Annotated in this window: 27 protein-coding genes and 4 pseudogenes; 18 read left to right on the plus strand and 13 right to left on the minus strand. The window is 68.6% G+C overall.

Annotated features, from left to right (window positions below; translation table 11 throughout):
• Window positions 1-8: 8 nt before the first annotated feature.
• Window positions 9-332 carry a hypothetical protein gene (locus QF027_RS47910; protein WP_307081941.1) on the minus strand — a complete coding sequence of 108 codons (324 nt, stop codon included), beginning with the start codon at window positions 330-332 and terminating at the stop codon, window positions 9-11.
• Between the two features lie 199 nt (window positions 333-531).
• Here QF027_RS47910 and QF027_RS47915 point away from each other — a divergent pair, with 199 nt between their 5' ends.
• Both QF027_RS47915 and QF027_RS47920 read left to right on the plus strand, forming a co-directional pair.
• The gene (locus tag QF027_RS47915; protein WP_307081943.1) at window positions 532-1,023 is read left to right on the plus strand and encodes an NUDIX hydrolase; all 492 of its coding nucleotides are present in this window, start codon (window positions 532-534) and stop codon (window positions 1,021-1,023) included.
• A 164-nt stretch (window positions 1,024-1,187) separates the two neighbouring features.
• Window positions 1,188-1,538 carry a DUF4333 domain-containing protein gene (locus QF027_RS47920; protein WP_307081944.1) on the plus strand — a complete coding sequence of 117 codons (351 nt, stop codon included), beginning with the start codon at window positions 1,188-1,190 and terminating at the stop codon, window positions 1,536-1,538.
• Window positions 1,539-1,793: 255 nt separating this feature from the next.
• Here the strand turns inward: QF027_RS47920 and QF027_RS47925 are convergent, their stop codons facing one another.
• Complete coding sequence (locus QF027_RS47925; protein WP_306972532.1) at window positions 1,794-2,150, minus strand: STAS domain-containing protein; 357 nt, start codon at window positions 2,148-2,150, stop codon at window positions 1,794-1,796.
• A 354-nt stretch (window positions 2,151-2,504) separates the two neighbouring features.
• Between QF027_RS47925 and QF027_RS47930 the strand changes: the two genes are divergently transcribed.
• On the plus strand, window positions 2,505-2,822 hold the full coding sequence (locus QF027_RS47930) for an ANTAR domain-containing protein (protein WP_306972531.1): 318 nt from the start codon (window positions 2,505-2,507) through the stop codon (window positions 2,820-2,822).
• 214 nt (window positions 2,823-3,036) lie between these two features.
• Here the strand turns inward: QF027_RS47930 and QF027_RS47935 are convergent, their stop codons facing one another.
• A complete protein-coding gene (locus QF027_RS47935; protein WP_307081946.1) occupies window positions 3,037-3,240 on the minus strand; it encodes a hypothetical protein in 204 nt (67 codons plus the stop codon).
• A gap of 874 nt (window positions 3,241-4,114) precedes the next feature.
• Between QF027_RS47935 and QF027_RS47940 the strand changes: the two are divergent.
• Window positions 4,115-4,675, plus strand: a pseudogene (locus tag QF027_RS47940) (alpha/beta hydrolase fold domain-containing protein); the annotation flags it as partial.
• A gap of 451 nt (window positions 4,676-5,126) precedes the next feature.
• Here the strand turns inward: QF027_RS47940 and QF027_RS47945 are convergent.
• Window positions 5,127-5,795, minus strand: a complete 669-nt coding sequence (locus tag QF027_RS47945) for a Type 1 glutamine amidotransferase-like domain-containing protein (protein WP_307081948.1) — start codon at window positions 5,793-5,795, stop codon at window positions 5,127-5,129.
• 291 nt (window positions 5,796-6,086) lie between these two features.
• Between QF027_RS47945 and QF027_RS47950 the strand changes: the two are divergent.
• A pseudogene (locus QF027_RS47950) lies at window positions 6,087-6,898 on the plus strand (telomere-associated protein Tap); the annotation flags it as partial.
• A 114-nt stretch (window positions 6,899-7,012) separates the two neighbouring features.
• Window positions 7,013-7,807, plus strand: a complete 795-nt coding sequence (locus tag QF027_RS47955; RefSeq protein ID WP_307081950.1) for a S1 RNA-binding domain-containing protein — start codon at window positions 7,013-7,015, stop codon at window positions 7,805-7,807.
• Between the two features lie 215 nt (window positions 7,808-8,022).
• Here the strand turns inward: QF027_RS47955 and QF027_RS47960 are convergent, their stop codons facing one another.
• Complete coding sequence (locus QF027_RS47960) at window positions 8,023-8,340, minus strand: inositol monophosphatase family protein (protein WP_307081952.1); 318 nt, start codon at window positions 8,338-8,340, stop codon at window positions 8,023-8,025.
• Window positions 8,341-8,737: 397 nt separating this feature from the next.
• Here QF027_RS47960 and QF027_RS47965 point away from each other — a divergent pair, with 397 nt between their 5' ends.
• The 3 genes from QF027_RS47965 (at window position 8,738) to QF027_RS47975 (ending at window position 10,750) form a co-directional block, all read left to right on the plus strand.
• Entirely contained in the window at window positions 8,738-9,613 is an 876-nt protein-coding gene (locus tag QF027_RS47965) for a helix-turn-helix domain-containing protein (protein WP_307081954.1), read from the plus strand.
• Window positions 9,610-9,861 carry a DUF397 domain-containing protein gene (locus QF027_RS47970; RefSeq protein ID WP_306986269.1) on the plus strand — a complete coding sequence of 84 codons (252 nt, stop codon included), beginning with the start codon at window positions 9,610-9,612 and terminating at the stop codon, window positions 9,859-9,861. The genes QF027_RS47965 and QF027_RS47970 overlap by 4 nt, the downstream gene beginning before the upstream one ends.
• An 82-nt stretch (window positions 9,862-9,943) precedes the next feature.
• On the plus strand, window positions 9,944-10,750 hold the full coding sequence (locus QF027_RS47975) for an SAM-dependent methyltransferase (RefSeq protein ID WP_307081955.1): 807 nt from the start codon (window positions 9,944-9,946) through the stop codon (window positions 10,748-10,750).
• Window positions 10,751-10,858: 108 nt separating this feature from the next.
• Here the strand turns inward: QF027_RS47975 and QF027_RS47980 are convergent.
• A pseudogene (locus QF027_RS47980) lies at window positions 10,859-11,050 on the minus strand (IS630 family transposase); the annotation flags it as partial.
• Between the two features lie 595 nt (window positions 11,051-11,645).
• On the opposite strand from QF027_RS47980, the gene QF027_RS47985 reads away from it, so the two are divergent.
• Window positions 11,646-11,786, plus strand: a complete 141-nt coding sequence (locus QF027_RS47985; protein WP_307081957.1) for a hypothetical protein — start codon at window positions 11,646-11,648, stop codon at window positions 11,784-11,786.
• Between the two features lie 98 nt (window positions 11,787-11,884).
• Window positions 11,885-12,109, plus strand: a pseudogene (locus tag QF027_RS47990) (hypothetical protein); the annotation flags it as partial.
• Window positions 12,110-12,413: 304 nt separating this feature from the next.
• On the opposite strand, the gene QF027_RS47995 reads toward QF027_RS47990, so the two are convergent.
• A complete protein-coding gene (locus QF027_RS47995; RefSeq protein WP_306986416.1) occupies window positions 12,414-13,280 on the minus strand; it encodes an AraC family transcriptional regulator in 867 nt (288 codons plus the stop codon).
• Between the two features lie 119 nt (window positions 13,281-13,399).
• Here QF027_RS47995 and QF027_RS48000 point away from each other — a divergent pair, with 119 nt between their 5' ends.
• On the plus strand, window positions 13,400-14,278 hold the full coding sequence (locus tag QF027_RS48000; RefSeq protein ID WP_307081959.1) for a phytanoyl-CoA dioxygenase: 879 nt from the start codon (window positions 13,400-13,402) through the stop codon (window positions 14,276-14,278).
• 67 nt (window positions 14,279-14,345) lie between these two features.
• Here the strand turns inward: QF027_RS48000 and QF027_RS48005 are convergent, their stop codons facing one another.
• Window positions 14,346-15,863 carry a hypothetical protein gene (locus QF027_RS48005; RefSeq protein ID WP_307081960.1) on the minus strand — a complete coding sequence of 506 codons (1,518 nt, stop codon included), beginning with the start codon at window positions 15,861-15,863 and terminating at the stop codon, window positions 14,346-14,348.
• Between the two features lie 142 nt (window positions 15,864-16,005).
• Here QF027_RS48005 and QF027_RS48010 point away from each other — a divergent pair, with 142 nt between their 5' ends.
• Window positions 16,006-16,149, plus strand: coding sequence for a zinc-binding dehydrogenase (locus QF027_RS48010; protein WP_306972517.1), 144 nt, complete (start codon window positions 16,006-16,008; stop codon window positions 16,147-16,149).
• A 375-nt stretch (window positions 16,150-16,524) separates the two neighbouring features.
• Here QF027_RS48010 and QF027_RS48015 read toward each other — a convergent pair whose 3' ends face one another.
• On the minus strand, window positions 16,525-17,433 hold the full coding sequence (locus tag QF027_RS48015; RefSeq protein ID WP_307081962.1) for a LysR family transcriptional regulator: 909 nt from the start codon (window positions 17,431-17,433) through the stop codon (window positions 16,525-16,527).
• A 122-nt stretch (window positions 17,434-17,555) separates the two neighbouring features.
• Between QF027_RS48015 and QF027_RS48020 the strand changes: the two genes are divergently transcribed.
• Window positions 17,556-18,437: an NmrA family NAD(P)-binding protein gene (locus QF027_RS48020; protein ID WP_306972513.1), complete on the plus strand. Its 882-nt coding sequence runs from the start codon at window positions 17,556-17,558 to the stop codon at window positions 18,435-18,437.
• A gap of 357 nt (window positions 18,438-18,794) precedes the next feature.
• Here the strand turns inward: QF027_RS48020 and QF027_RS48025 are convergent, their stop codons facing one another.
• Both QF027_RS48025 and QF027_RS48030 read right to left on the minus strand, forming a co-directional pair.
• Complete coding sequence (locus tag QF027_RS48025) at window positions 18,795-19,784, minus strand: ornithine cyclodeaminase family protein (protein ID WP_307081964.1); 990 nt, start codon at window positions 19,782-19,784, stop codon at window positions 18,795-18,797.
• A 190-nt stretch (window positions 19,785-19,974) separates the two neighbouring features.
• Window positions 19,975-20,718, minus strand: a complete 744-nt coding sequence (locus QF027_RS48030) for an SDR family oxidoreductase (protein WP_306986415.1) — start codon at window positions 20,716-20,718, stop codon at window positions 19,975-19,977.
• A 96-nt stretch (window positions 20,719-20,814) separates the two neighbouring features.
• Between QF027_RS48030 and QF027_RS48035 the strand changes: the two genes are divergently transcribed.
• Entirely contained in the window at window positions 20,815-21,375 is a 561-nt protein-coding gene (locus QF027_RS48035; RefSeq protein WP_307081966.1) for a TetR/AcrR family transcriptional regulator, read from the plus strand.
• 1,038 nt (window positions 21,376-22,413) lie between these two features.
• On the opposite strand, the gene QF027_RS48040 is transcribed toward QF027_RS48035, so the two are convergent.
• Together QF027_RS48040 and QF027_RS48045 are read right to left on the minus strand one after the other, a co-directional pair.
• Window positions 22,414-22,725 (minus strand): hypothetical protein, encoded by a 312-nt coding sequence (locus QF027_RS48040; RefSeq protein WP_307081968.1) that lies wholly within the window; start codon window positions 22,723-22,725, stop codon window positions 22,414-22,416.
• A gap of 583 nt (window positions 22,726-23,308) precedes the next feature.
• Entirely contained in the window at window positions 23,309-23,458 is a 150-nt protein-coding gene (locus tag QF027_RS48045) for a hypothetical protein (RefSeq protein ID WP_307081971.1), read from the minus strand.
• 401 nt (window positions 23,459-23,859) lie between these two features.
• Between QF027_RS48045 and QF027_RS48050 the strand changes: the two genes are divergently transcribed.
• The 3 genes from QF027_RS48050 to QF027_RS48060 all read left to right on the plus strand — a co-directional run bounded on the left by QF027_RS48050 (window position 23,860) and on the right by QF027_RS48060 (window position 26,220).
• Window positions 23,860-24,213 carry an antibiotic biosynthesis monooxygenase family protein gene (locus tag QF027_RS48050; RefSeq protein ID WP_306972500.1) on the plus strand — a complete coding sequence of 118 codons (354 nt, stop codon included), beginning with the start codon at window positions 23,860-23,862 and terminating at the stop codon, window positions 24,211-24,213.
• Window positions 24,214-24,279: 66 nt separating this feature from the next.
• Window positions 24,280-25,365: an MBL fold metallo-hydrolase gene (locus QF027_RS48055; RefSeq protein WP_307081973.1), complete on the plus strand. Its 1,086-nt coding sequence runs from the start codon at window positions 24,280-24,282 to the stop codon at window positions 25,363-25,365.
• 432 nt (window positions 25,366-25,797) lie between these two features.
• Window positions 25,798-26,220, plus strand: a complete 423-nt coding sequence (locus tag QF027_RS48060; RefSeq protein WP_306972498.1) for a hypothetical protein — start codon at window positions 25,798-25,800, stop codon at window positions 26,218-26,220.
• Window positions 26,221-26,236: the final 16 nt, after the last annotated feature.

Genomic DNA, 26,236 nt, shown 5'->3' on the forward strand with positions numbered 1-26,236 from the left:
GCGGCTGCTCATGCGGCCTTGGCCGGGTATTCGCTCCACGAACGGATGGGTGAGGCGGGTGCGAAGTTCATCTTCGGGTTGGCGCGGGCATTGCGCCAGCGGACGTAGGCGGCGATGGCGGCGTTCTGCTCTTCATGGCTGCGGTGATCGGTGCCGTTGAGCGCGAAGAAGGGCAGGGATGGGCGGCACGGACGCAGCCAGGGATCGGGGCGCCTTCCCTGGTGTTGCGCGCCGGGCGGGGCCGCCGCGCCAGGGCCGCCGACGGTGCGGCGGTCGGCGTCAGCGTGAGTTTTAACCTGTGCCGGGCGCGAGAGAGAACTATGCGAGGCCAAGTGTTGATGGTCATGAGCGCTGCTCGCATGGTCGGTCGCTCGCGCAGAGGTGTTCCGTCGCATGGGCGACGAGACCAGTCGTAGAGGCGGCGTTCCGAAACCGCTCACCCGCGTCGAGACTCACTCGCCTTGATCGGCAGGACTGTCGCGGCGAAGGACTGGGAATCCTAGCGAGGTGTCTCATCCCGGAGCCCCACCGTTGGCAATCGATGACCGCGGTAACGCCCTGGTCTCCTTCGGACGCGGAGCGGAAGGCTCACCGCCGTCTGACGCGCCGTTGCCGGCGGCGTTGGTCGCCATGTGGCGCGCCGATCGTGTCCTGATGGTCTTCGATCGCTTCCGCCAGTCGTGGGAGCTGCCCGGTGGGCGAATCGAGGCAGGCGAATCCCCTCGTCAGGCGGCTGCACGCGAACTGCTGGAGGAGACCGGTCAGGACCCGGATGGACCCTTGCGCTTCGTCGGCTACGCAGCCTTCGTGCTCGCTCCCGACCGGCGAGCTGAGTACGCGGCACTGTTCACCGGGCACGCCACCACTGCCCGCGGCTTCCAGACCAACGCGGAGATTGCAGCTATCCGCTGGTGGAACTTGCAGGACGACCTGCCGGGACGCGTCCAACCCCTGGACGTCTACCTCGCCCGACTCACACGAGAGTTGGGCCAGTGCGAGACACCATTCGATGCCGGAAGATGACGAACAAGAAGCGGCGCCCGCCCCACTCCTCGTCCAGCAGGGGTGCACAAGTTCCACCCGGCCGCGCAGGCAGTGGTGCGGGAACACTCCGCAGGGACCGAGAGGCAACTTCACGTCACCACAGGGGGTTGTATGAGCGCGGACAGCTGGATAGGACTGTCCGCGTGACTGATCAACGCAGCTTCGCCCGTACCGTCATCGCGCTGTCTCTGGCCGTGATCGCCTGTTGTGCGCTCACTTTCACGATCATGCTGCTGGCCGGGAGTCCCGCCGTGCAGCCGCAGCGCGTCCTGGATCAGGACGCGCTGGCGCGGGCGGTGCTCAACAACGTCAAATCCGCCGACTTCGCCAGGCCCCCGACCATCGACGATGTCAGCTGCCCCGCTTCCGTCCCCGTCGAGGCGGGCCGGGAGTTCAAGTGCAACGTCGACGGCGTCGGCGACGGAAACAGCAGCGGCAATGCCTGGGTCAAGGTGAAGGTCAAGGACGATCAGGGTGACCTGTCACTGGGCTGAGGAACGGCAGAGCGATTCGGGAACGCAGCCATGACATCGGGGCCGTCCCGGCCCCTGCCGGCGACAGTAGTGCGCCACCTAGAGCCCCAGGCCAGGGGTAAGACCGTCGAACGCCCCGAGACTCTCAAGGCCATCGCCAAACCCGGAAGATCTTGGTAGATAAAAAAACAAGCTGAGCAGTTCGCGAGAGAACGCCGCGCCCCGGGCAGCCTTCTGGACGGCGTGGGGCGCGGACCGGGGAAGACGCCTGGGGGATCAGGCGACGGCTTCCGGCGCGAGGGCCTGTTGGAGGGTGGCGTAGAGCGGGATGACGTCGTCCAGGCCGACGATGCGCAGGAGGTCCAGCACGCGGTTGGGGGTGTGGGCCAGACGTAGCCGGCCGCCGTGGGCCCGGGCGGCGTTGTTCGCGGCGACGAGGACGTTGATGCCGCTGGAGTCCATGAAGGTGACGTCGTGGAAGTCGACGACCGTGCACCGGCTGGAGCCGTCGTCTGCGGTGAGCGCCTGGCGGAAGACGTCGGCCGTGTTGTGGTCGATCTCCCCGGCCAGGGCGAGGACATGCACGCCGTCGGCGGTGGTGTGCTGAGAGACGGTCAAGCTGGCCTGACTCATACCGCCTCCTTTCCATCCGTGGTGGCCACTCGTCCGCTGCTGACGCAAACGTATGCCGCACCACGATGTCAACCGCCTCGCGGTCAAGCCAGGATGAAGAGCCCCGGGCAGGCTTTGCAACGCCCGGCGTGATCGATGCTGCTGACATGTGGTGATTCCCGCAAGGGTGCCGGCGCGGCGGTAGGTCACTCTTGTGCTGTTCTTACCTACGTCACGGCGCGGAGGCGGAATGCGGGGCATGCTGCCGGGAAGGCGTCGGCTATGCGACCTTCCCAACGCCCGGGCCCCCGGCGTGGCCGCACCGGAGCAGAGCTTTCAGGTGGCGCGCCGCGCGACGGTATTGCCCGTTCCCGCATGTCCGATGACATCGAACTGCCCCTCGCCGAGCGAGCCGAGTTGTTGCGTGTGGAGACCGAACAGCTCAAGGAGGCACTGGAGCGCAGGCCGGTCATCGATATCGCCCGCGGAGTGCTGATGGCGGCCTGGTCGTGCACGCTGGAAGAAGCGTGGGAGATCTTGGTAACGGTCTCCCAGAACACCAACACGAAAGTGCACGCCATCGCCGAAGCCGTGATCGCAACGACACAGCAGCAGCCGATGCCGGAGCATCTGCAGACGCAACTGACCGCCGCGGTGGCGGCGCGCCGGCCTCGAGGTGACGGGCGAGAGTAGAACCGGCGCCTCCGGGTAGCCGGGCCGTGCTGGCGGGGAAGCGGCGGAACGCCTGGGGAGGTCGATGCCGCTTCCCCGCCCACCCAACCTGCCGCAAGCCTCAACCAGTGGCATCGCCGCAAACGAGCCGGACGGTGACTCTCGAAGTCAGTGCGAACGGTTCCACCGGCACGTAGGGAGCCGGCGGGACAGTCGACAGAACACCGTCGTGCGATCAGTGAAGTACGCGCAGGGCCCGGTCATGCTCGATCTCCGGATTGGTGAGGGTGCGGTGCGGGTGTCGGTGTGGGACAGCGATCCGGTCCTGCGGGATGTCGCCGCTACCGACCCGCAGCGAGTGGGGCGGCATGGCCTGGAGATCACCCTGGCCGTCGGCCAGGCCTACGACGTGCGCTGGGACCGGTCGGAAACCCGTCACGGCAGTGATCGCGCCGGCCGACGATCCAGGCGGGAGCGTCGCCGACCGCACAGCCCCGTGAGATCCGATGGCGTGGCCTGGGCGATCCGGGGAAGCAGGACGGGATGCCGCCGCCTGCATCTCTTGCCGTCCAGGTACGGCACGCTCTCAGCGAGGCGGGCTTCCACCTGGTCGCAAACACGGACAGCGGAACGTCGGGCCTGCAGCTGAGTGAGACGCCCGCAGGCGTCCTGGTCAGGTGGGTGGCGTCCGACGGGTTCCACGCGCTGGCGGCCGGCCAGTCCGGCCGTGCACCGGACGGCGGCATACGAGCGGTCGTGCAGGCCGCGGTGGGGGGCGTCCTCATGCAGCGCGGACATACCGTCACAACGCCGGAGGAAGATGGCATCCTCGTTCTGACACCGAGCACGACACCATCCCAATAGTGGGGTGGCGCGGACCAACCGGGGATCGGGGCTGCTCGCCGGTGTTGCCCGTTGGCCGGGGCCGCCGCGCCGGGCTGCCGTCAGCGCGACGGCGGCGACCGGCGGGGCAACGTCGGCGGGGGAGAGGTCGGGGCGGGCGCGGTGCCAGCGTGCGGGATGGCTTCACCGGCCCGAGGCGTCGCGGGCGACGTCGCCGACCGCGCCGACGACCACCTCGCTCGTCTCGCGGACCTTGTATTTCTGCCAGCCGCTGGCCGAGGCCGGTAGACGTCGTCCAGCCCCTTGAAGACCACGTCCTCCATTCCGACCGACGTCCGTGTCAGCCCCCCGTACGACGTCGACCTCGGTGGTCGACGGGCACAGGACCCACGTCGCAGGCAGCCGGCGCGTGGCGAACACGGCCTCCGACGCGGCCCCCCCCGTCGCCGGTACGGCCACCCGGTCGTGTCCGGGGACTGCTCTGGATCGCCGAACACTGCGAAGAACTGGGCATCGACCCAGCCGCGATCGTCGTCGCCGGCGCCAGCGCGGGCGGCGGGCTCGCGGCGGGTGTGACCCTGCTGGCCCGCGACCTCGGCACCCCGGCGATCGCTGCCCAGATGCTGATCTGCCCCATGCTCGACCACCGCAACACCAGCACCTCCAGCCGCCAGTACTCTGACGGGCCCGGCATCTGGACCCGCGAAATGAACAAGTTCGGATGGCGCGCCGTCCTCGGCGACCTCAGCGACGAGGAGGTGTCTACGTACGTCTCGCCGGCGCTGGCCGACGACCTCTCGGGCCTGCCCACCACCTACATCGACACCGGCTCCGCCGAAGTCTTCCGCGACGAGGACACCGACTACGCCACCCGCATCTGGGCGGCCGGCGGCCAGGCCGAACTCCACGTCTGGGCAGGCGGCTTCCACGGATTCGACGCGCTGTACCCGCAAGCGCGCATCTCGGCAACAGCCCGCCGAACCCGCACTGCCTGGCTCGCCCGACTCCTGCCCCCGAACCCCGCCGCATGACGCTGCCGGCGCATGCACAACCCACGCCCCCCGGCACCCCAGGGGGAACACCAAGAAGGTCACCATCGTCACGGGCGCCAGCACCGGACGAAGCACCGCGATCGTCGATGGTGAGCTGCCAGCTGGTTTTGACGGCCACTCAGTCGGCGGAACAGGTGCGGCGGTAGCGGCGGGTGGCTGCCAGGTGGCCGGGTCCTGGTCGGCCTTGGACCGGTTGGAGGCCGCGAAAACCCGATCAGCGCGCGGGACCGCCGAGGTCGTTGGCGTAGGGTCTCGCGCTCCTTTGCCGTCCAGGCCGAGGCGCGGAGTCCCAGGCCTCAGCGCGCGGTACCAGGTGGACGTCGAACTGGCGGGCCTTGTATCGAAGTACTGGTCGTCGTACGGGGAGTACCAGCGGCCGATGGTCAGTGCGCACTTCGGCCTTGTTCGGGGCTCCCCACGACGCGTTGAGTCACGGATGGAACCGCCACCGGCCTTCAGAAATGACATCCACCTTGCCGTCCCTGACGCGTACGGCCGTCTCGTCGTCGATGAAGTAGATCGGGAAGTCCGCCCGCGCAGCGATGCGATCAGCCCAGGTGTCGTCCCGCTCGGGGAAATCCGGCGAGTACAGGTGGGGCTTGAGATACCAGTCGAAGAGGCCGAACGGCGGCTCCACGGTCGTCGCGCCGAGCACGTGAAGGTCCGTGGTGTCCCCGATGACGTCGGCGGAATGTCCGGTGAGATGACGGCTGAAGATCATTGATCCGGCGCTGACCCCCACATAGACCCGGTTCTCCAGCGCCTCCAGGAAGCCGTCGGCCAGGCCGTTGCCGGTGATGCTGCGCGCGAGGTGGTAGTGGCTGCCGCCCTCGACATAGATGACGTCGGCGTGGAGCAGCCGGTCGAGCACCATCTGCCGGGGCAGGCCGTTCAGCTCCAGGATGTCGAACTCCCGCCAGCCGAGGCCGTGCAGCCGGTTCATGTTCGCGACGAACCAGCCATGGTCCCCGGGCTCGGCGACTGATGCCGTGGGAACGTACACGATGTTCGCCGATCCGAACGGCTTTCCCAGCATGTCCCACAGCGCATCCCGCAGCGTCTTGTTGCGCAGGCCACTCGCCGTCAACAGAAGGTTCATCGGGCGAGCCAAGCACGGCTGACGGGCGCACGCAACGAACTCAGGACCTATCGCTTCGGCGGCGTCCGCGAACCGGCGCCAGGCGTAGCCGGTGCGGTCGGCCCACCATTCAGTGGCTGTTGCCATGCCTCGCGTGTCCGGCGTCCCGGAGAAGTCCGGACAGTCGTTGGTGCAGCGGGTCGGCGGGACGAGTCACCGCGCCCGTGACCAGGGCGAATGCCGAGAGGCGCCCGGACTTGTACAGGACGCTCGGCCTGGTTGCCCGGTGATCTCTGAGACTGCCCGGACAGACAGACGGTGAAGAACTACGAGAACGGCCGCTGCAAGCCCAAGCCGCCGCGCCTGGAGGCGTACCAGCGGCTTCTGAAGGGCTGGTCGGCGAAGTACTCCGCGCACGGCGCCCCGCCACGGCCGCTCTCGTCCTGGCTGGCGGGCCCGCATCCGGAGGTGCCGCAGACGTTCACCGGCGCGGCCGCACGCGAGGCCACCGAGCCGGAGACTGCCGTCCAGGCCCCGCCGCGCCGGAGCGCCCCGCGACCTGCCGTCCGGCAGCGTCATCGCGCTGACCGGCTGCGCAGAAGGCGGCGAAGCCCGTCACCGACCCGCGGTTCCCACGTGGCCCGCTCGCGGTGCTGGACGGTGACGGTTTCGCGTACGGCGTCGACGGCATCGTGCTCGACTGCCCGGCGGCCACGATCCCCGAGTTGGTGGAGTGGACGCTGCGCGAGGCCGGCCTCGGTGCGCCCAAGCCCAGCCGCCACGGCAAGGACGCCGACCCGCTGATCGTCCTCACCACCGTGGCCGCCGTGAAGCTCGGGCTGCCCGAACACCTCGAGGACCGCCGGAGCCTGCGCCTGCCCGAGGACCAGCCGGTCATCAAGCCGGTGGTGCAGGCGAAGTGGCAGCTCACCCAGCCCGGCTTCGGCCCGTGGGCCCGGATCTACCGCAAGGCGCAAAGGCGCGAGCGGCAGTGCGTGCAGCTCGCCATCCTGCCGTGGGACGCGCTCGACTCCCGGGAGCCGGCCGACGTCTCCCGCGTCCTCGGGGCCTACGCCCAGTGGGTCATCACCCCGCGCGGGTCGACGGCCGTGTCACGGCTGGAGCAGCAACTGGAGCAGTCCTCGCTCCGTGAGCGAGCCGTGACACGCTAGTTGGAACCAGTGCGGCCGGCGCCGACTAGGCTCACCCCCGTGTCCGATCCAGTCCCTGACCCTCGCATGCAGTCCTTGATCAACCAGCTCCGGCCGGGGGCGGTGAGAACGGCGAGAGTCACCGGGTTCGAGGGAGCGGACGTTTTGGTGCAGCTGGTAGATGCCGAAGGCGGGAAAGCCGAAATAGCTCGGATTCCTCGACAGGAGGCGTCGATGCGTCGGATGGACCATCCATCCGAGCTGTTCGAGGTCGGCCAGGAGATCAACGCCGAAGAGATCGGGCGTTGGCGTGAAGGTCAGCTTCACCTCTCTGCCAGGGCGTGCGAGATTCCAGCCTTGCGGTCCTTCCTCCTCGCGTTTGAACGAGGGCAGGTCGTCGACGGGACGGTCTCCGAGGTTCACAACTTCGGGGTCTTCGTCCACGTCGATGGCGAACCGGACGGCTTGTGCACCGGCTTCATCCGGGGGCCGGACCTGACGTGGGGCTGGATCAACCACCCTTCCGAGGCAGTTGAAGTCGGCCAGCGAATCACTGCTGAGGTGATCATTGCCGAGACCCGAACCGGACAGGTCACGCTCTCGCTGAAGGCTCTGCAGGATGATCCACTCATTCGGTTTGCGGATCAGGTCGGCCGGGTTCTCACTGGGCCGATCACCAAGATCGTTCCTTTTGGTGTGTTCGTGCAGCTTGCTCCCGACGTTGTGGGGTTCCTCCACCTCTCAGAGCTAGCCGACGAGCCGGTCGAGACCCCTGACAAGCTCGTCGACGAGGGTGAGCTGATCACGGTGGAGGTCACCGAGGTCGACCTCCAGCGTCACCGAGTGCGTCTGAGCGCCACAGGTGGAGCGGACAGAAGCTAGCGATCTGGTGCCAAGAAGACTGTCAACTCGCGGTTGGTCGCAAGAAGCGTGACAACTTGGTGCCAACAAGAGCGTCCGACCGTCCAGAAACCACCAACTCGCCGAGCCCCGCTGGTTCCAACCAGTGTGTCCAGGCTCGGTGAGTCGGAGCGCGGCAGCCGTCGCGATGGCAGGTTTGCGGTCACCAGGCGACGGTCAAGTCACCGGTGATCCGTTCAGCTTGCTGATTGAGCGATCTCCACGATCTGTCTGTGGAGACTGACGTTGGAGAACAGCGCGACTTGCCTGTTCTTCTCCCGCGTTCTGAAGAGGTGACTGAACGCGCCGCCAGCCTCCTTGATGATGGGGACCAGGGCGGGTATGTCCCAGGGGTCGGCTCCCAGTAGGTGGAACGCGTCCAGGTGGCCCATGGCGACGAGGAGAGCGCCATGGCATGTGCCGGACCCGGTGGACGGTTTTGGGGGCGGGAGGCAGGTCGGCTGTGGAGCGGCCCAGTCGAGTGCCGGGCGCGTCTGCGCGGCACTGGCCGCCACCTTTGCGGCGACGGCACGGTCTCGCTCACTCAGTCGGGACGGGGCGGCCTTCCCGGCACGGACGGCGCGGGTCGCCGGTGCCGCTCTGCCCTGCGGGGCCGTACGCGTGCGTCCGCGCCTGCTTCGGAGGGCCCCAGGTCCGCGGTGCCTCGTAGATCAGGTGGGCACCGCCATGTCCACCCCAAATGGCGGAATCATCCAATATCCGCTGTGGGCGGGTGAGTTGACCGGGGCCGTGCATGCGCTCGAAGCGCACAGCACACAAGGCATCGCCCACGTACCCCAGTTCAATGTGCAACCAGCTCCCTGATAATTTCAGAAAGCCGATATCCGTCTGGTGGCGTCATCAAGTGGCTGTCAGACTCGATCCGGTGACAGTCCCTCAGGAGGTCAGGGCGTGAGCGAAGGCCGTACGGGCACCGGTGGCACCAGTGCTCCCACCGTGCTGCGCATGATCCTCGGCCGCCGTCTGCAGGAGCGGCGCCAGGACGCGGGGGCCTCGCTGGAGGACGCGGCCAGGGCCCTGAGGGTGACGTCCCTGACCATCCGCCGCCTGGAGAAGGCCGAGGTCGCCCTCAAGCCGCTCTACGTGGAGAAGCTGCTGGAGACCTACGGGGCGGACCGGCAGGAGATCGACGAGTTCGTCGTCCTGGCCGAGCGGGCCAACGCGCCCGGCTGGTGGCACACCTACCGGGACGTCCTGCCGAACTGGTTCAGCGCCTACGTCAGCCTGGAGGCCGGGGCCCGGACCCTGCGCACCTACGAACCCCACTACGTCACCGGGCTGCTGCAGACCCACGCGTACGCGCGCGGGGTGCTGCGCGGCGGCTTCCCGGGCGAGGCCGACGAGGATCTGGGGCGGCGTGTGGATCTGCGGCTGCGCCGCCAGAGCCTGCTCGAGAGACCCGACGCGCCCACGCTGTGGGTGGTGATGGAAGAGGCCGTACTGCACCGGGTGGTCGGCGGCTCCGAGGTCATGCGGGAGCAGATCGACCGGCTCCTGGAGGTCTCGGAGCTGGAGCACGTCAGCGTCGACGTGGTGCCGTTCACCGCCGGCGCCCATGTGGGCGCGTGCGCCCCGTTCACCTACTTCCGCTTCGAGGAGCCGGAGCTGCCGGACATCGTGTACACCGAGGTCCTTTCCGGCGCGATGTACCTGGATCAGCGCTCGGACGTGTCGGCGCATCTGGAGGCGCACAACCGCATGTCCCTGCTGACCTCGGACACGGACAGCAAGGCGCTGCTGAACCGCATGCGCAAGGAGTACTCATGACGAGCACCGACTGCCAGGTCTACAACGGGATGCCGGCCACCGACCTGGGCGAGCAGGGCTGGGAGTCGCCGTGGAGCGGTCCCAACGGCGGCCAGTGCGTACAGACGAAGCTGCTGGCCGACGGCCGGGTGGCGCTGCGGCAGTCGACCGATCCGGCCGGACCCGCGCTGATCTACACCCCGCAGGAGATCGCCGCGTTCGTCGCGGGCGTCAAGCGGGGCCTCGCCGACCATCTCGCGGCCGGCTGAATCCGGACCGGTAGGACTGAGCCGGCCCCCGGCCACCAGCTGCCCGAAACCCCCACGCACAGCACCGAAAGGTATGGACAGGATGACCAACTCGCACGCCGCGCGGGAGATCGACACCAGCCGGCCCCACTCCGCCCGGATGTACGACTACTACCTCGGCGGCAAGGACCACTTCGACGTCGACAAGCAGGCCGCCGAGACCGTCGCGGCGGCCTACCCCGGCATCTTCACGTGCGCCCGCGAGAACCGTGCCTTCATGCACCGCGCCACCCGCGTCCTCGCCCGCGAACACGGCATCCGCCAGTGGCTCGACATCGGCACCGGCGTCCCCACCGAGCCGAACCTGCACCAGGTCGCGCAGTCCGTGGTCCCCGAGGCTCGCGTGGTCTACGCCGACAACGACCCCCTGGTCCTCAGGTACGCCGAGCGCCTGATGCGCAACACGCCTGAGGGCCGCACGACCTACATCGAGGCCGACGTCAACAACCCGGACGCGCTGCTGAACGCGCCGGAACTGGCCGAGGTCCTGGACACGCGTCTGCCGGTGGCACTGTCCCTCAACGCACTCATGCACTTCGTCACGGACGCGCAGGACCCTTACGGCATCGTCAGCCGCCTGCTGGCCGAGCTTCCCTCGGGCAGCGCGCTGGCCCTGAGCCACTGCACGCCCGACTTCGACCCGGAGACCTGGCAGAAGGTCACGGACATCTACACCAACGCGGGCACGCCGGTGCAGTTCCGTAGCCAGGCGGAGGTCGCCCGGTTCTTCGAAGGCCTCGACCTGCTCGACCCCGGGGTCACGGTCGGACACCGCTGGCGCGCCGACGAGGAATCCACCGCCTCGGACGCCGAAGTCAGCCTGTGGACCGGAGTGGGCATCAAGCCGTAGCACCGCGGTAGACCGCCGTGCGGGAGCGCAGTGTCCCCGCACGGCGAGGACGGCGGTCGCTCGGAATTCCCGGGTTGCTGAGGTCTTCGGACTGGTCGGCCGGTGGATGAGGGTGAGTCCGGTGCCGGCCAGGCAGCCGTCGGTGAGGTCGGGCCGGAGTTGGATATGACGTAAGCCATGGCGGAGGGTGCGTTCGAGGTGTTCGTCGTCGGTGAAGGCAACGTTGGCCATCGGTCCGCGCCGCAACAGCGACCAGACGCCCTCGACAGGGTTCAAATCCGGTGCGTATGAGGGGATTCGGTGCGCAAGAGCGGAGTTGATCGACGGTGAGTCAATCGTGTGTCGAAGATCGAGCCGATCATCCGCAGGTCAGGTAGTGCACCACAGCTGAGGAGTCCCTCCTCGACCAGGCGCTCGGCCATGCGGAACGCGTGATCGAAGTCGAGGGCGATCTAGTCCGTCACGACGCCGTGTTTCTCCAGTCATGCCGTCCAGGCCGGCGCAGGCGCCGCCAACACGGTGAGCGCCTCCATCAGGAGGGGACGGCGCAACGCGGGATCAGGACTCGCCAAGTCCCGATCGTCCCACGCCTTCACGGAGAAGGAGCACAAGCCTGTTCGACCGATCCCGACACCCAACTTGACGCGATAAGCGGCTGAGGTGTCTACGCCCGCATGGTCGCGAAGCTGGAGCGCTACGACGCCTACCGCAACGCACCGGCGGGCGGTCGCGGCAACGCCGCCCGGGCCCCGCGCTCTCACTGTCAGGAGATCTACGCGGCCGTCCCCGGACCGGCCCTCCCCGCCGGTGCTGTTCGTCTTCGCCCCGGCTCCGCCGCGCTGCCCCGGCCACCCGGGAAGCGGCCTTCCACCAGCGCGCCCGGCACGTCCACGGCGTGGACTACCGGATCATCGTGGCGACCACCCCGCCGGCACAGCTGACCCTGCACGGGCCCGCTGAGCCGGTGTGGCGTGTGGCCGGCCGCGGCGCGGGGGAGGAGCGCCGCTCCCTGGAGGCATTGCCGAAGGCGCGGTGAGCACGGTGGGCCCCTGGCTGTCCCCGTGCTCCGGCCAGGCGACGAGAGAGCCGCCGACCACAAGACTTTCGTCCGCCGCCGTGCCGACCTCGTCAACGACCACGCTGGGCGGTGAGGGCCAGGACGAGGAGGAGTGGATCCGCTGCCACCTGATTGACGTGCGGACTGGCACGCTCAGCGCCGAGATCACTGTCGAGGTGACCAACCCGTACGAACTGGTGCCCCTGCGCGACGGTTCCTGGCTCACCGACGGTCCCGACGGCAACCCCGTCCGCTGGTCGCTCTCTCCGCTGCCTTCCGCACCGCCGCACCCGGAAGGCTGAGAGCTGGGGGCTCCCAGGCTCGTTTCTGGTGACAGAAAAGCTGTTGATGGGCATCATGTGACAAGCCGCGTGCCTTGCTTGTGACAACCAGGCTGCTGCGACCGGCCCCGTTCGCCAGCTCATCAGGCTCCGCCGGTGACAACTATCGTCCTTCCGCACCTGTGACTGAGCGCGCTGGTTGGCGGATGGGCACTGTACTTGGCGGAGCTGAGCGTTCTGGTCGGCGGCCGGATGGCTGTCCGCCTTCTCGCCGGGACCAGCACGCCGGACCCCGGCGAGCAGGGCCGCCAGGGAGGGATTCCACTCAATTGGTCTCCCGTTCCACCGGCAGCCACAGCTCGGCATCCGCCTCGCTGCCGTCCGCCGACATCCGGGTACGAAGGATCTCCGGCCCGGGGCGGCTCCGGTACGGGTTCGATGGGAACCACTCGGTGAACACATCCCGCCACAGTGCCTGGATCGCCTCCGGCGCCGGCCCCGAGGTGGTGAAGACTGCCCATGTCCCGGCCGACACGGGCAGCGTGGCCATGCCGTCCGGCGCGGACGCCGAGGTGACGACGCCGTGGTAGTAGTCGAGGTCGGTGCCCTCCGCCCGGCTGGGATCGAGGTCGTCGCAGACCGCGAGGATGCCGTGCGGCTCCTGGTCGGACAGCTTCTCCAGCAACTCCTTTGCCTGCTCGCCGATCCCGCGGACGAAATTGATGATCGCCTGGTTCGGCCCCGAGTGCACGAGCGGGACCCGGGCCTTCGCTCCGACGACGCTGAACTCCGGCTTGTGCACGACGCGGTAGCGCATGCTGCTGCTCCCGTCGATGATGAGACGGAAGGTCATCCGGGGCTGTGAGCTGAGCGCCGCGCCGGTGCGCCGTGCCTCGCCGGGGCCGACGCCGTGCACCGCGCGGAACGCCCGAGCGAATGCCTCGCCCGAGCCGTAGCCGTACCGCACCGCGATCTCCAGCAGCGTCCGCTCACCGGCCAGTACCTCCGCGCCCGCGACGGTCAGCCGCCGGCGCCTGATGTATTCCGACAGCGGCATGCCGGCAAGCGCCGAGAACATCCGCCGCAGGTGGTACTCCGAGGTGGCCGCGATCCGCGCCAACTCGCCTACGTCGACGGAGCTGTCAAGCTGCCGCTCGATGTGCTCCATGGCCTGATTGAGCCGCTCCAGCACGCTCGCCTCCAAGTTCCCGACCATCGATTCAATCAGGCTTGACCCTGCACGCCGCACCCGAGAAAAGCGGTGCGGCAAGTGTCGGGTGACCGGGACGGGCGGCGTCGCACGATGGAGGCATGGACGACACGACCTTGGTAACCCGGTTCCTCCGCGACGGCTTCGTCAAGCTGGAGGGCGCTGTCGCGCCCCGCGTGGCCGCGAGCTGCGCGCGGCTGCTGTGGCGGGAGACGGGCTGCGACCCGGACGATCCGGAGACGTGGACGCAGCCCGTGCACTGGGTCGGCGGGATGGCACAGGGACCGTTCGCCGCCGCACCCAATTCCCCGGCCCTGCACCGGGCGTACGACCTGCTGGTCGGCGCCGGGCGGTGGGAGCCGCGCTACTCGCTCGGTACCTTCCCGCTGCGCTTCCCGCACGAGCAGGAGCCCGACGACGCGTGTTGGCACATCGAGGGCAGCTATGCGGTGGAGGGCGAGACCTGGCCCTTCACCAATCTCCGCTCACGCGGCAGAGCCTTGCTGATGCTCTTTCTGTTCAGCGAGGTGGGGGAAAGGGACGCCCCCACTCGAATCCGGGTCGGCTCCCACCTCGACGTGCCGAAGGTGCTGGAGCCGTACGGGGAGGAGGGCGTGAGCGGCCTGGCGGTCGCGCCTGACCTCGTAGCGGCATCCGCCCACCGGCCGCTCGCCCTCGCCACCGGTTCCCTGGGTGATGTCTTCCTGTGCCATCCGTTCCTGGTCCACGCGGCACAGCCGCACCACGGGGCGCGGCCGCGCTTCATGGCCCAGCCGCCGCTGATGCCGGCGGCGCCATACGAACTGGAGCGGGCCGACGGCGTGTACTCACCCGTGGAGATCGCGATCCGCCGGGGCCTGGGACAGGCCACCTCCGGTCCCGACGAGGAGGATGCCGGGCCCGCCAACCAGAATGCTCTGCTCCGCCAAGCAGAGCACTCATCCGCCAACTACGCGCTCCGCCCCAGGCAGTGTGACTGAGCGCTTCAGCCGGCGGGTGAGCAGTTGAGTTGGCGGGTCTGAGCGTTTCAACCGGCGAGCTGAGCCATTACAGCGGGGGCACGAGATCCGACATCACGGCGAGGGGCAGCGACGGGTTGGCGGCTGCGGCTTCAGCCACCTGCCGGTCGGTGTCGGTGAGCAGCTCCGCGATGACTTGCGGCGGAAGGGCCGGATGACTGGCGGCACAGGGCCGCGCCCGCCTGTCTGCCAAGCAGTTGTGCAGCGCCGGGCCCGTCGCGTTGCGGTGCCGGGCGACCTCGCGGAACGCTTTTTGTACCGGGGGTTCTTGCCGGGTCAGATCCTCCAGCAGTGCCGGAGTCGCGTCCGGGTTGGCCGCAACCTTGGCGATGACGCGGACTCCGTGCCGGTCGACCATGGCGCGCAACTGCGGTTCGGAAAGGCCTGGGTGCGAAGCGATGGACTTGACCACTTTCGCGTCGGGGTCGGCGGCCAGCGCGTCTCGGATTCCGGTCGGCAGATCGCGTCGTTGAGCCACGAGCATCCGTGCGGCCGGTTCCGGCGACTTGGCCAGCTCCTCAACCTCGGCGGGAGAAGCGGCGGCAATCCGCGGCAGCAGGGTTGCGCCGATCCTGGTGGTGCCGGCCAGGCGGATGAGCACGTCGAGCGGCACGCGCGGATTGTGGGCGAGCCTGCGCTGCACATCGTGGCCACGGTCGCCGGCCAGCGCTCGGATGAGAGCGTCCTGGATCGCGGGATTTCCGGCGAGGTCGGCTCGGACACCGGCGTGGGGGTCCATGGCGAGCTGTCCGTACACCTCCGACGGCAGGTCGCAGCGAGCGGCGAGTGCCCAGCGAAGCAGCGGAGAAGGGTGATTGACGAAGCGGACGACGGCACCGGTGGGTGTGGCCGGGTTCTGCAGTGCCATCCGCTGCGTCTCGTGCACGGTGGACTCGTGGGTGCCGTCACAGGAGTCACCCGGCAGTAGATCGCAGTCGTTTCGCGGGCATTGCGGGTCGTGCACGAACGGCGTCTCTTCGCGGTCGCAGACCAGGCATCGCAGCGCGGGGGGCAGGTCCTCGCCGGTGAGCAGTGCCGCCAGCAGGGGTGGGGGCGTCGCCTGGTTGGCTGCTGCTGCGCGGCGTACCTCGGCGTGCGGATGCCTCGCGAGCCTCGCGGCGACTCCAGGCGTAGTCCACAAGGCGAGCTCCGCAACGACCCGTACGTTCGTGTCAGCGGCGAGCGTCTCCACCACGTCGGACGGGAGACGGGGACAGGCAGCCAGCTTCTCCCGGCGCTCGACGAGTGGATCTGCCGCGAAGAGACGCGCCCATTCCGGGCTGTCAACATGCTCGCAGAGCAAGGCGAGGGCGGCGTGCGGCTGTGCCACAGGATCGATGTCGGCGGTGGTCAGCCGGCCCTCGTACGCAAGCCAGGCAGCGCTCTCCTCGACGCGCGATGCCAGGGCAAGCGCCTGCGCATGGCTGAGATCCGCGCGACAGGCGAGGTTCGCGGCGATGTCAGCGTCCGCGACCTCGATCAGCCGGTCGACCAGATCGGACGGCAGGGCGGCATTGGCAGCCAGTCCGCACAGGACATGGTTCACAGAGGGCATCATGCCTGGACGGTGACCGAACGGCTCGCGCTTTTCGGCGTCACCGGGTGTTCGGCGACACCTGGGCACGTACTGAGCGGCGCACTTGGCGAAGTCCGCCACCTGAAGCGCTCAGTCAGATGTTCTCGGGGACATGGCGCGCCTTGTCGCAGCCGACCGCCTGCGTGTATCCGTCGCAGCGACCTTCCCCGTCGAGGACATCCGCGCGGTCGTCGACCTCCAGGCGGCCCGACATGTTCGCGGCAAGGTAGTGATCGACCTTTGGCCGCAGCCGTGAGCGCGCGTGCCGGACTACGGATCGGCTGATGCGGCGCGCTGACCTGGAGCTGGAAGGGGTCCCACACTGCACCACGTCAGCGACCGTACCGGTGCCATCTCAAGCGCTCACGGTGCCAACTGAAGCGCCAGGTGGTCGAGTTCGCAAGCCCTTCGGAGGTTGACTCGGGTGCCGGAGTCGTGCGTGGCGCCTGGTCGGCCAGGAGCCCGCTCCCTGCGTCCGGGGCGGCGGTTGTGGCCAGGGCGGACAACGCCGTGTCGTAGGCGTAGTCGGCTATTTGGACGCGGTCGCGCAGGTCGAGTCGGCGAGGGGTGCCTGTGTGGAGCTGCTGGTGCGCTGGGAGGGCGTGTGGCACCGGGCTGAGGCGGACGCGGCTCAGGTGGTGGTGCTCTGCACGAGGGGTTCTGCCTGCGCGTCCTGCGCGACTGCGACAGTGCAGGCGGCGCGCACGAAGGCGGCGACGGCCGGTGAGCGCGCGTCCTGGGGCCAGGCGACGGCCAGCGTGGCGTCCGGGAGGTCGCTGACCGAGCGGTAGGTGATGCCGGGTCGCGCGTAGCGTCGGGCTACCGAGGCGGGCGCGAAGAACACGACGCTGCCCGTCTCGACGAGACTGAAGATCTCCGACAGGTTCGACGCCGGCCGCGTCGCCCCGGACTGAGGGGCGTGCTCGACGGGCCGGCCATGGCCGGCCGGAGAGCCGCCGGGGAGCTTGCGGTCGGCCAGATCGTCCAGGCACAGCCGGTCCCGGGCGGCCAACGGATCGGCGGCGGGCAGGGCGACCAGGACCGGCTCTGTCAGCAGCGGCTCGCTGTCCAGGCCGCGGTCGTCGAAGGGGCGCAGTACGAGTCCCACGTCGGCGAGGCCGTCGCGCAGTGCCTGCGGCTGCTCGCCGAACCCCCCGAGGACCAGTTCCGGCGGCAGGGACGCGTCGTCGGCGCCGTAGGTGTCCAGAATCTGCGGCAGCAGACCGCCGTCGATGTCGGCCTTGAGCGCGATTCGCAACCGCGGCGATGCGCTGCCTGCCTGTATTGCCCGGTGGGCGGCGGCGGTGACCGCTTCCAGTACGGTCCGGGCGTCGCGCACCAGTACTTCCCCGGCCGCGGTGAGCTTCACCTGCCGGGTGGTCCGCTCGAACAGCACAACGCCGAGCTGCCGTTCGAGTTCCCGGATCGTGCGGGACAGCGGGGGCTGCGCCATGCCCAGCCGCACGGCGGCCCGTCCGAAGTGCAGTTCCTCCGCGACCGCGACGAAGTATCGGAGCTGCCGCACTTCGAGGTCACTCATACCTCCAGGGTATCAATGGCGACCAGGTTGGTCCTTCACGTGCGTAGTCGCGCCAGCTTGACTCGGAAGCCGGCAACGCCCTCTGGGGTTCCACCGCCGACCGTCTCTCACGGAGGTACATCATGATCGTCATCACCACCCCCACCGGCGACATCGGTCGACAGCTCGTGAACCGCATTCTGGACGCCGGGGAGGCGGTCCGCGTGATCGCCCGCGACCCCTCCCGGCTGTCGACGCACGTGCGCGTCCACGCCGAGGTGGTGCAGGGCTCCCACGGCGACGCCGACACGATCACAAAGGCGCTTGATGGCGCTGACCGGATGTTCTGGCTCGTGCCCCCGGCCGGATTCCGCGATTCCGACAGGGCCAAGCACTACTACCTGGAGTTCACCCGGTCTGCCGGCCAGGAGGCCGCGAGGCGGGGCGTGCGGGTGGTGGGCGTCACCTCCCTGGGCCACGGGTACCAGGGCGAGGCCGGGCTCCTGTCGGCCGCGCTGTCGATGGACGAGCTGATCGAGGGCGCCGACGTGAACTACCGGGCGCTGGCCCTTCCGTTTTTCATGGAGAACCTGCTCCGCCAGGCCACGGCTATGGCAGAGCAGGGGACGTTCTCCATGGCAAACGCCGCAGACCGGCCGCTGCCGACCATCGCTACCCGAGACGTCGCCGCCGCAGCGGCAGAGCTCCTCCTCGACACCTCCTGGAGCGGGCAGGCCCGCGTCCCCTTGGCCAGCCCCGACAACCTGACCCCCGACGACATGGCCGAGGTCATATCCGACACCCTGGGCCGCACCGTCCACTACCGTCAGGTCCCGCTCGCGGACTTCCAGGCCGCGATGGTGCGGCGCGGCGCGAGCCCGGCACTGGCGCAGGACATGGTGGACATGGTCGAGGCGCAGAACAACGGGATCTACGACGCCGAACCCCGCGACCCGGGCTGTGCCACCGCCACCGGTTTCCGCCAGTGGTGTCAGGACACCCTCAAGCTGGCCGCCCGGTCCTGACACGACGCTGATCAGCGTTCGGCGCAGCGCAGGAACGCACTGGCCCGTACGGCGATGGCGGCGGTCTGTGCGTGTACCGCCCCGGTTGCCCACTGCGGCCCCGCGGTCTTACGGCATCGACAGCAGGGCCGGGCGCCGTCCAGGGAGGTGGACAACTGCTGTCGTATCTCCCTCTCTCGCATCCCCCCCACCCGTCCCGAGGAGTACCGCACCAGTACTGAGACTTCCGGCCGCGTGTGGAAGGACCGGTAGGGGAGCGGCAGCAGGGTCGGTGCCGCTTACGTCCTGTCCTGGAAGCTGTCGGCTGGAGCCTCGCGGCCGCGCAGCTGTGGCCGGCGGGCGGGGCTGGTACCGGCATCACTGCAGCGTGATCTCCTCACCGATCGACTGCTCGCGGGCGGAAGCGATGACCAGGGCCGTGGCGGCGGCATCCTGCACGGCCACTCCGACGGACTTGTAGAGGGTGATCTGGTCCGGAGCAGTGCGCCCCGCTTTGCTGCCGGCGATGAGTTCCCCTAGCTCGGCGTGCACGTGATCGGCTGTGATGAGGCCGTCGCGGATCGGGATGAGCAGATCGTTGCTGCCCGCGGGGGGCGGGGCAAGGACGGCCTGGCGGGATTCGACGCACACCAGCGCCTCGGCGACCGTGGCGTCGTCGATCTCGCGGCCGGCCGGGTTGTACCCCACGGACGTGATGTGCACCCCGGGCGTCAGCCAGGGGCGGCGGATCACGGGGTCGACAGTGTGCGTCGTCGCGGCGGCGATGTCCGCGCCGTCGAGCGCCTCGGCGTAGCCGGACACGGCCTGCGCGTCGGCCTCTAGTACTTCTGAGAGTTCCTCGGCCAGGGCAGCGGCTTTGGCCGGGTCCCGGCCGGCCACGCGGATCTGCCGGATCGGGCGAACCCGGCAGATCGCGTGGGCGTGGGAGCGGGCCTGCACGCCGGTGCCCAGCACCGCCAATACCGCGGCGTCCTCGCGGGCCAGCAGCCGCGCCGACAGTGCGGAGCAGGCGCCGGTCCGGGCCGCGGTGATGGCCGTACCGTCCAACAGGGCCGTGGGCTCGCCGGTGTCCGGATCAAAGGCCATGATCAGCGCCTGATGGGTAGGCAGCTGTGCCCCGTCGTTGTGGGGGAAGAGCGACACCAGCTTGGTCATGAGCATCCCGGCCGACGGCAAAAAGCCCGGCATGGCCGCCAGAAATCCATCGTGTTCGGGCACCAGGGCGGCGACACGGTCGGGTACCGAGGCACGGCCCGCACTGAGGTCTGCCATCGCCGACGACAAGGCATCGATCAGCGCGTCCACGTCGAGCAGGGACTCGACCTGCGAGCGGCTCAGAACGAGCATGCGCCTCAACCTCCTATTGCCGATCATTCGGCTAGCGACCGCACAGCCAAAGCGTGGAGCGCCGACCCCCGTCGCCCCGGTCACGACACGCCGCACTGCCTGAGCACGTTCATCCGTACGCGGCTGAGCACATCGGCAGCTGCCCGAGCGGGAGTTCTGGATGGAAGCACATGCGGCCGAAGCGCAAGTGTCACGCCTGCACGGTGGGGCGAACGTTGATCTCGCCGATTTCGACGTCGCCGGGCTGCTCGATGGCGAAGACCACTGCGCGGGCGACCGCCGCCGGAGGGATGCCCATCGCGTCCATGTTCTTGCGCGTCTGCTCGCGGATTTGCGGATCTGCCATGGAGCTGGCGAGATCGGTGCGGACGTATCCCGGCGAGATGGCTGTGGTGCGCAGTACCCCGTCAGTGGACTCCGTGCGCAGCCCTTCGTGGATGGTGCGCACTGCGTTCTTGGTCGCGGCGTAGACAGCCATCGAGGGGGACGCGCCGTACAGGCCGGCCACGGAGACGATGCTGACCAGGTGGCCCGCTCCTTGCTCGCGGAAGACGGGCAGCGCGGCGGCGACGCCGTTGAGCATGCCGCGAAGGTTGACATCGATCATGGCCGACCAGCCTTCGGTGTCGAGGTCGGCCAGCGGGCTGATCGGGGCAATGCCTGCGTTGTTCACCAGCACATCGATTCGGCCGTACTGGTCGATGGTGGTGGAGACCAGGCGCTGCAGGTCTTGGGGCTCGGTGACGTCGACGACGCACGTGGCAGCACGACCCCCCTCCTTCCGGATGTCCTGCGCGATGGCGTCGATGCGCTCGCTGCGGCGCGCTGCGAGGACGACCGCGGCGCCGCCCTGGGCGAGCAGACGGGCCGTGGCTTCGCCGATGCCGCTGCTCGCTCCGGTGATAGCGACGGTCTTGCCGTGAAGAGAAAGCACTGCTGCCTCCGAGTAAAGTGGACACGTGTCCGCTGCGTGTTTCACTCTACCGGACACATGTCCACTTGTTGAGGTCAAACGCCAGGAGAGGTGCCTATGAGCGCGCCAGCACGCCGTCCGGATGCGGTGCAGAACCGAACCCGCATCATCGAGGCCGCCCGCGCGACCCTCGCCGAGTCCCACCATGTCCACCTCAACGAGATCGCCAAGCGCGCCGGCGTAGGACAGGGAACTCTCTACCGGAACTTTCCCAACCGCGAAGCGCTCCTCGCAGAGGTCTACCGGCGCGACGTCGAAGAACTCGTGACCGCCGCCTCCGCCCTGCTGGCGGAACACGAGCCCGTGGAAGCCTTGCGCCAATGGCTCGACCGACTGATCGACTACGCCGAGATCAAGTACGGCGTCCTGGCAGTGCTTGAGCCGACGGCATGGCAAGACCTTGTCGACCACAGCCGGAACCCCATCGAGGGCGCCCTCGGACACCTGCTGGACGCCGGGAAAGCGGCCGGGTCCATCCGCACGGACGTGGAGGCTCACGGGGTCCTCCTGCTCATCGCCTACCTCGGCCGACTGGACCGAGATGAATGGGAATCAACGGCACGGCCTCTGATGAACGTTGTCCTCGACGGCCTTCGCCGACAGGACGCGGACCGGTGAGGCAACAGAACACCAAGGGCATCCTGAACAGCACCCCCACCAAATAGCTGAGGAGAGACCATCGACTCCGCCACCGGGCGGTGTCAGTGCTCATCTCATCGACATTTCACGGCTCGGTGATCAACAAGTGCTGCCCAAATTCGGCTCTGGTACAGATCACTGGGGAGCGGTCGCGGAGGCCTACGATGGTGTTCGATCGTCCTGGAGTCGACCTCGCGTGAGACCGCGTACGCCTCGCCGCCGAGCGAGTATGTGACGCTCCATCAGGTACCTGACGTTCCGTGGCTGTTGCTGGCCTTGGCCGGTGACGGTGCTGGTCATGCAGGCCGATTCAGCGTTCCGGGGGAGATGGTGAACCTGCCCGAGACCTCGGGTGGTCACGCCGCCCGGCGAGCGTCCCAGCATGCATCCTGTGGATCTGCACGAAAGTTGATCAGCTTCCTCATGCGCATCTCCGCCTGGCGCGCTGACCGACGACCGCCCCCAACGGGCCTCGCCGTCGGCTGCAGCGAACGCGACTCCTCAGGTTGCTACGGCCTGCTCCCGCAGGCACAACGCTCAGGTCAGCAGGACACTCATCGGGCTGCTCCCGGGGCCCAGGCGGGTCGGTGCGACCGGAGCCTGCGCCTGATCGACAGCACCTGGTCGGCCGTATACGGAGGCACGCTCCATAAACGCGACGGCCCTCCCGAGCCGCGAAGACAGCGGACCTGCAACGCCGCGCCCTACCTGCTGGTCCTGTGCCCACCGAGCCGGTCGCTGCTGCCGGAAGGATCGGCGCCGTAGCGGCGAAGGTCACGTGCGTCGGTGCGGGGAGAGCGCGCCGATGCCCACGCCCCTACGGGGCGCCGGTACGCGCCCGTCCCGTGGGGCGCCGAAAGCTGCCGTCCGCGCGGCCCGGCGATGCCGGCGCCCGTCCGCGCCGGTCGCGGAGAGGACACCGCGAGTCGGTCCGGACGGCCGGGGTCACGCGCCGCCGGAGCGGCAGCGCCGATGCAGCGGAGCCGCTCGACCTCGGTATCGATCCCACGGCGGAGTTCATGCCGTGTGGTGCAGCCAGCGTTGCAGGGTGGTGTTGATGCTGGAGGGCAGGGCGCTGAGCTGGTCGATGGCGTCGCGGTCTTCGGGGCGGGGCGGGATGCCGGCGGCGGTCAGTGCGGCGTGCAGGGCCAGGCGGTGCTGGTCGCGGGGGTGGATGAGGATGCTGAGGCGCTCGGAGGGGTTGGGCGGCGGCAGCGGGTGATCCGTGTCCTGTCCGGTTGCGGCAGCAGGCCAGGCGGTCTTCGCCGGGTCGGCGGCGTAGGGGTCGACGAAGGTCTGCGGCGTGTGGTGGTCAAGGGCGATGGTCACGTGGGTCTCCTTCAGCAGTGGGTGGATGTGCAAGGGGAGAGTCGTACACGGCCGTCTGCGGTTGCGGTTGCCCGGCGATGTCACGCCGACGGAGTCATCGGCGGCTCATCGTCTTTTTCGACCAGCACAGCGGCAAGCCGGCCGCGCATGACCGGCGGCTCGTAGGCACCGGCACAGAGGCCGGGGGTGTTACGCACTTTCGGGTGAGCGGAGCAGCCCTGCCGCAGTGCGGCTCCTGTGCTGAGATGTTCATAGCTTCACCATGGCCGGGAGCGGACTCAGATTCCTTCCCCGGAATTGTCTATGAACCGCCGAGTTGAGGTCTTCTTCTGCGTCCGCCCGGCCCTCGGTACGATGAATACCCGCTACCAGGTGAGTAGATTTCTGTCTGCAGATCCATATGATTAATCGGTCGCCATGATCCGCAGCTCTCATCATATAGATGCACGCCCCCGTGGATGCATTCCTGTAACGACGCATAAGCACCGCCAAGCCGCCGAGACAATAGGCGGCTCGACGGCAAACCTTCACGTCAGCCTTACTCAGGCAGGGTGGAGGGCATAATCCTTCAGCGCTCTAGCGATCAGGAATACTTCAGGATCCCCATCGGCTTCTGCTCGGGATTCGCTCGTGCCAGCAGGCGCAGCGGTGTCTCCGCGCCGGCCGCACCGAGTGAAAGCGCGAGCATCGCCGCGTCCACGGCACCTGCAGTAAGGAATTTCTTCATGGACATCGATTTGGACGATTTGGACTCCTTCCGTCATCGACCGCTGGGCAGGAGAAGGGAAACATTTTCCACTTTCCTGCCCGCCACTGATGTATAGCGAATCAATCCTGCATCAGGGATGCCGCGGGAGTTAATCTTGAGGTCGGATGTGGACAAGGTGAAGTTATACAGACGTAGCTGATGAATATTCTATATGTAGGAAAATTTATCCGGTCCTGTTCCTCGGAGCTCACACCCAGAAGAATCGCTCGCTACCCTCAGCCAACCCCACGAACCGGACATCGGGCACCATGGCGGACCATTGGCTGGATCTGAAGTAATTCGGACGAAAATCTTGGCAAGGTAATCCGCTGTTAAAGAATTCGGCCGTTGGTCACAGGGGCGAGGAGTCGCCTGTCTCAATGGGTATGAGTGACTCACTGAAATCGAAGACCCACACCGCCGGCCCGGTCACCCTCATCAAGACGTACACCGTGCCCGCGGAGGAGGCCGACTACTTCACCGAGGCGTACCAGGAAAACGCCCGAATCATGTCGACACAGCCCGGATTCATTCGCTCCCGGCTGCACCGGCCGCTGGCCGATGCCCCGGAGACGCGCTTCGTCCACATTGCTGAGTGGTCCTCGGGCACCGAACTCGACAAGGCCACGGGCAATCAGGAGTGGCACGCCGCGCTCAAGCGCCTGTTCGACGACCCGGGCCTCCACATCACGTCGGAGCCCGCCAGCTATCGCGTCGTCGTCGAGTTCCACTCCTCCTGACCGGCACGACTGTCGTGACAGCGCCAGTCGGCCCCTCTTCACGATCCACGCTCACAAGGACAGAACATGACTGCTGAGCCCATGGGTTCGGGTACGTCCCGCCGCACGCTTCTGAAGCGGGCGTCGGTCGCCGCCGCGGTCCCGACCGTCGCCTCACTGCTCGGGGGCTTCCCGGGCACTGCCGCGGCGGGCGACGTGCCGCGCCTTCCGGACTACGCGCCGATCCCGGCCACCTCGGTCGGGCCCGCGATGAACGCCGACGGCTACTTCGTCGGACAGATCAAGGGCAACCTGTACTGGGTCACCGACACCTATTACCAGGCCATGTTCCTGACGACGGGGGAGGGTGTCGTCCTCGTCGATGCCCCGCCCACGCTCGGGCACAACCTGCTGCGGGCCATCCAGGAGGTCACCCGCGCCAACGGCAAGCCGTCCCGGGTTACACACCTGGTGTACTCGCACTCCCACGCGGACCACATTGGTGCGGCCTCCCTGTTCGGCAAGCACGTGGTGCGCATCGGCCACACCGAGACACGTCGGCTGCTGCGCATCGATGCCGACCCCAACCGTCCGGCGCCGACGGTGACGTTCGACGATCGCTACGTCCTCCGGGTCGGCGGCGAGCGCCTCGAACTGGCCTACCACGGGCCGAACCATTCCCCCGACAACATCTTCGTCTACGCGCCCGACTACGCCACGCTCATGGTCGTCGACGTGCTCTTCCCGGGCTGGGCCCCCTTCAAGGGCCTCGCCGCGTCCCAGGACATCCCCGCCTGGATCAAGGCACATGACACCGCCATGAACTATCCCTGGCGGACCCTGGTGGGCGGTCACCTCGGCCGGCTCGGCGTCCGCGCCGATGCCACGATCCAGAGGGAGTACGTCACCGACCTCCTCGCCAGTACCCGTGCCGCCGAGGCGTCGGTCGACCCGACCCCCTTCTACGAGAAGTACGGGCCGACCGGAAACTCCTGGGCCATCTTCAAGACGTACCTCGACGCCGTAGCCACGACGGCGGCAGCCCCTGTCGTGGCCAAGTACACCGGTGTCCTCGCCGCCGCCGACGTCTTCACCGTCGACAACGCCATGGTCATGCTCGAGTCGCTGCGCATCGACTTCGGCGAACTCGGCCCCTTCGGCATCCGGCCGTAGCCACCGAGCCGGGACGTCCTCGACGATCCGGTAGCACCGTGTCCGGTCCGGCTGTGCTGACCTCTGGTCCGCGCACCCGGACCGGGCGACCCAGGCCATTGCACGTCTCGATCGACCGACAAAGGAGGAACCAGGGACAGCGAGCGAACGGGGAGCGAGTCCAGAGAACGGCTCGGTCGTCCAAAGGCCGCTGCTGCGGAACATGGTCAGACGCGACCCGTCGGAAGCGCACCGCACCGCCACTCTACTCGAACGCCTGTTTGGTCTATGTGTCGTGGTGGCCGCGGCACAAGCAGGCTCCAGACCGGTGCAGCCCGGCCGGCGCCGCCCCGGCGGACCGACCGAGGTCTGCCGCCAGTTCCGGGGGCAACCGGCCGCCGTACCGTCGGGTCACGGTGCCCAGGTCTTCGTCGGCGACGTACTCGCAGGCGCATGTCCACGCCCCAAGCCCTCGCGCCGGCACGGGCCCGCGTGGATCTCGGGCGGGAACGGCAGCGGGGTGGTTCCCGGCGAGCCGCAGGGAGAGCGCCGCTGGGCCCGGCCATGCGCGCCGCCCGGCTGCGTACGGCGGTGGCGATCAACGTCGGGCGCACGCCGAGCGAGGGGCGCGGGCGCCACGTCCGTGGGCTGCTGGCCCGGCTGCCGGTGCCGCGTTCCGTCAGCCTCGGCCTCGCGACACCGCGGGCGTCCGGCGCGGGCGGCGACCACCGCGGCGGCCGTCGGCTTCGGCGCGCTCGTGATCACCTCGCGGTGCGGCTGGGCAGTTCGCTGCTCGCCATCCAGACGCATGGCAACCCGGACTCGGTCGGTGACGTCACCGTCAGCACCATGGGACGGCCCGGCGCGCCGGAGTAGAGCGGAGTCGGCGACC

The sequence above is a fragment of the Streptomyces canus genome (assembly GCF_030816965.1).
GTDB lineage: Bacteria > Actinomycetota > Actinomycetes > Streptomycetales > Streptomycetaceae > Streptomyces > Streptomyces canus_E.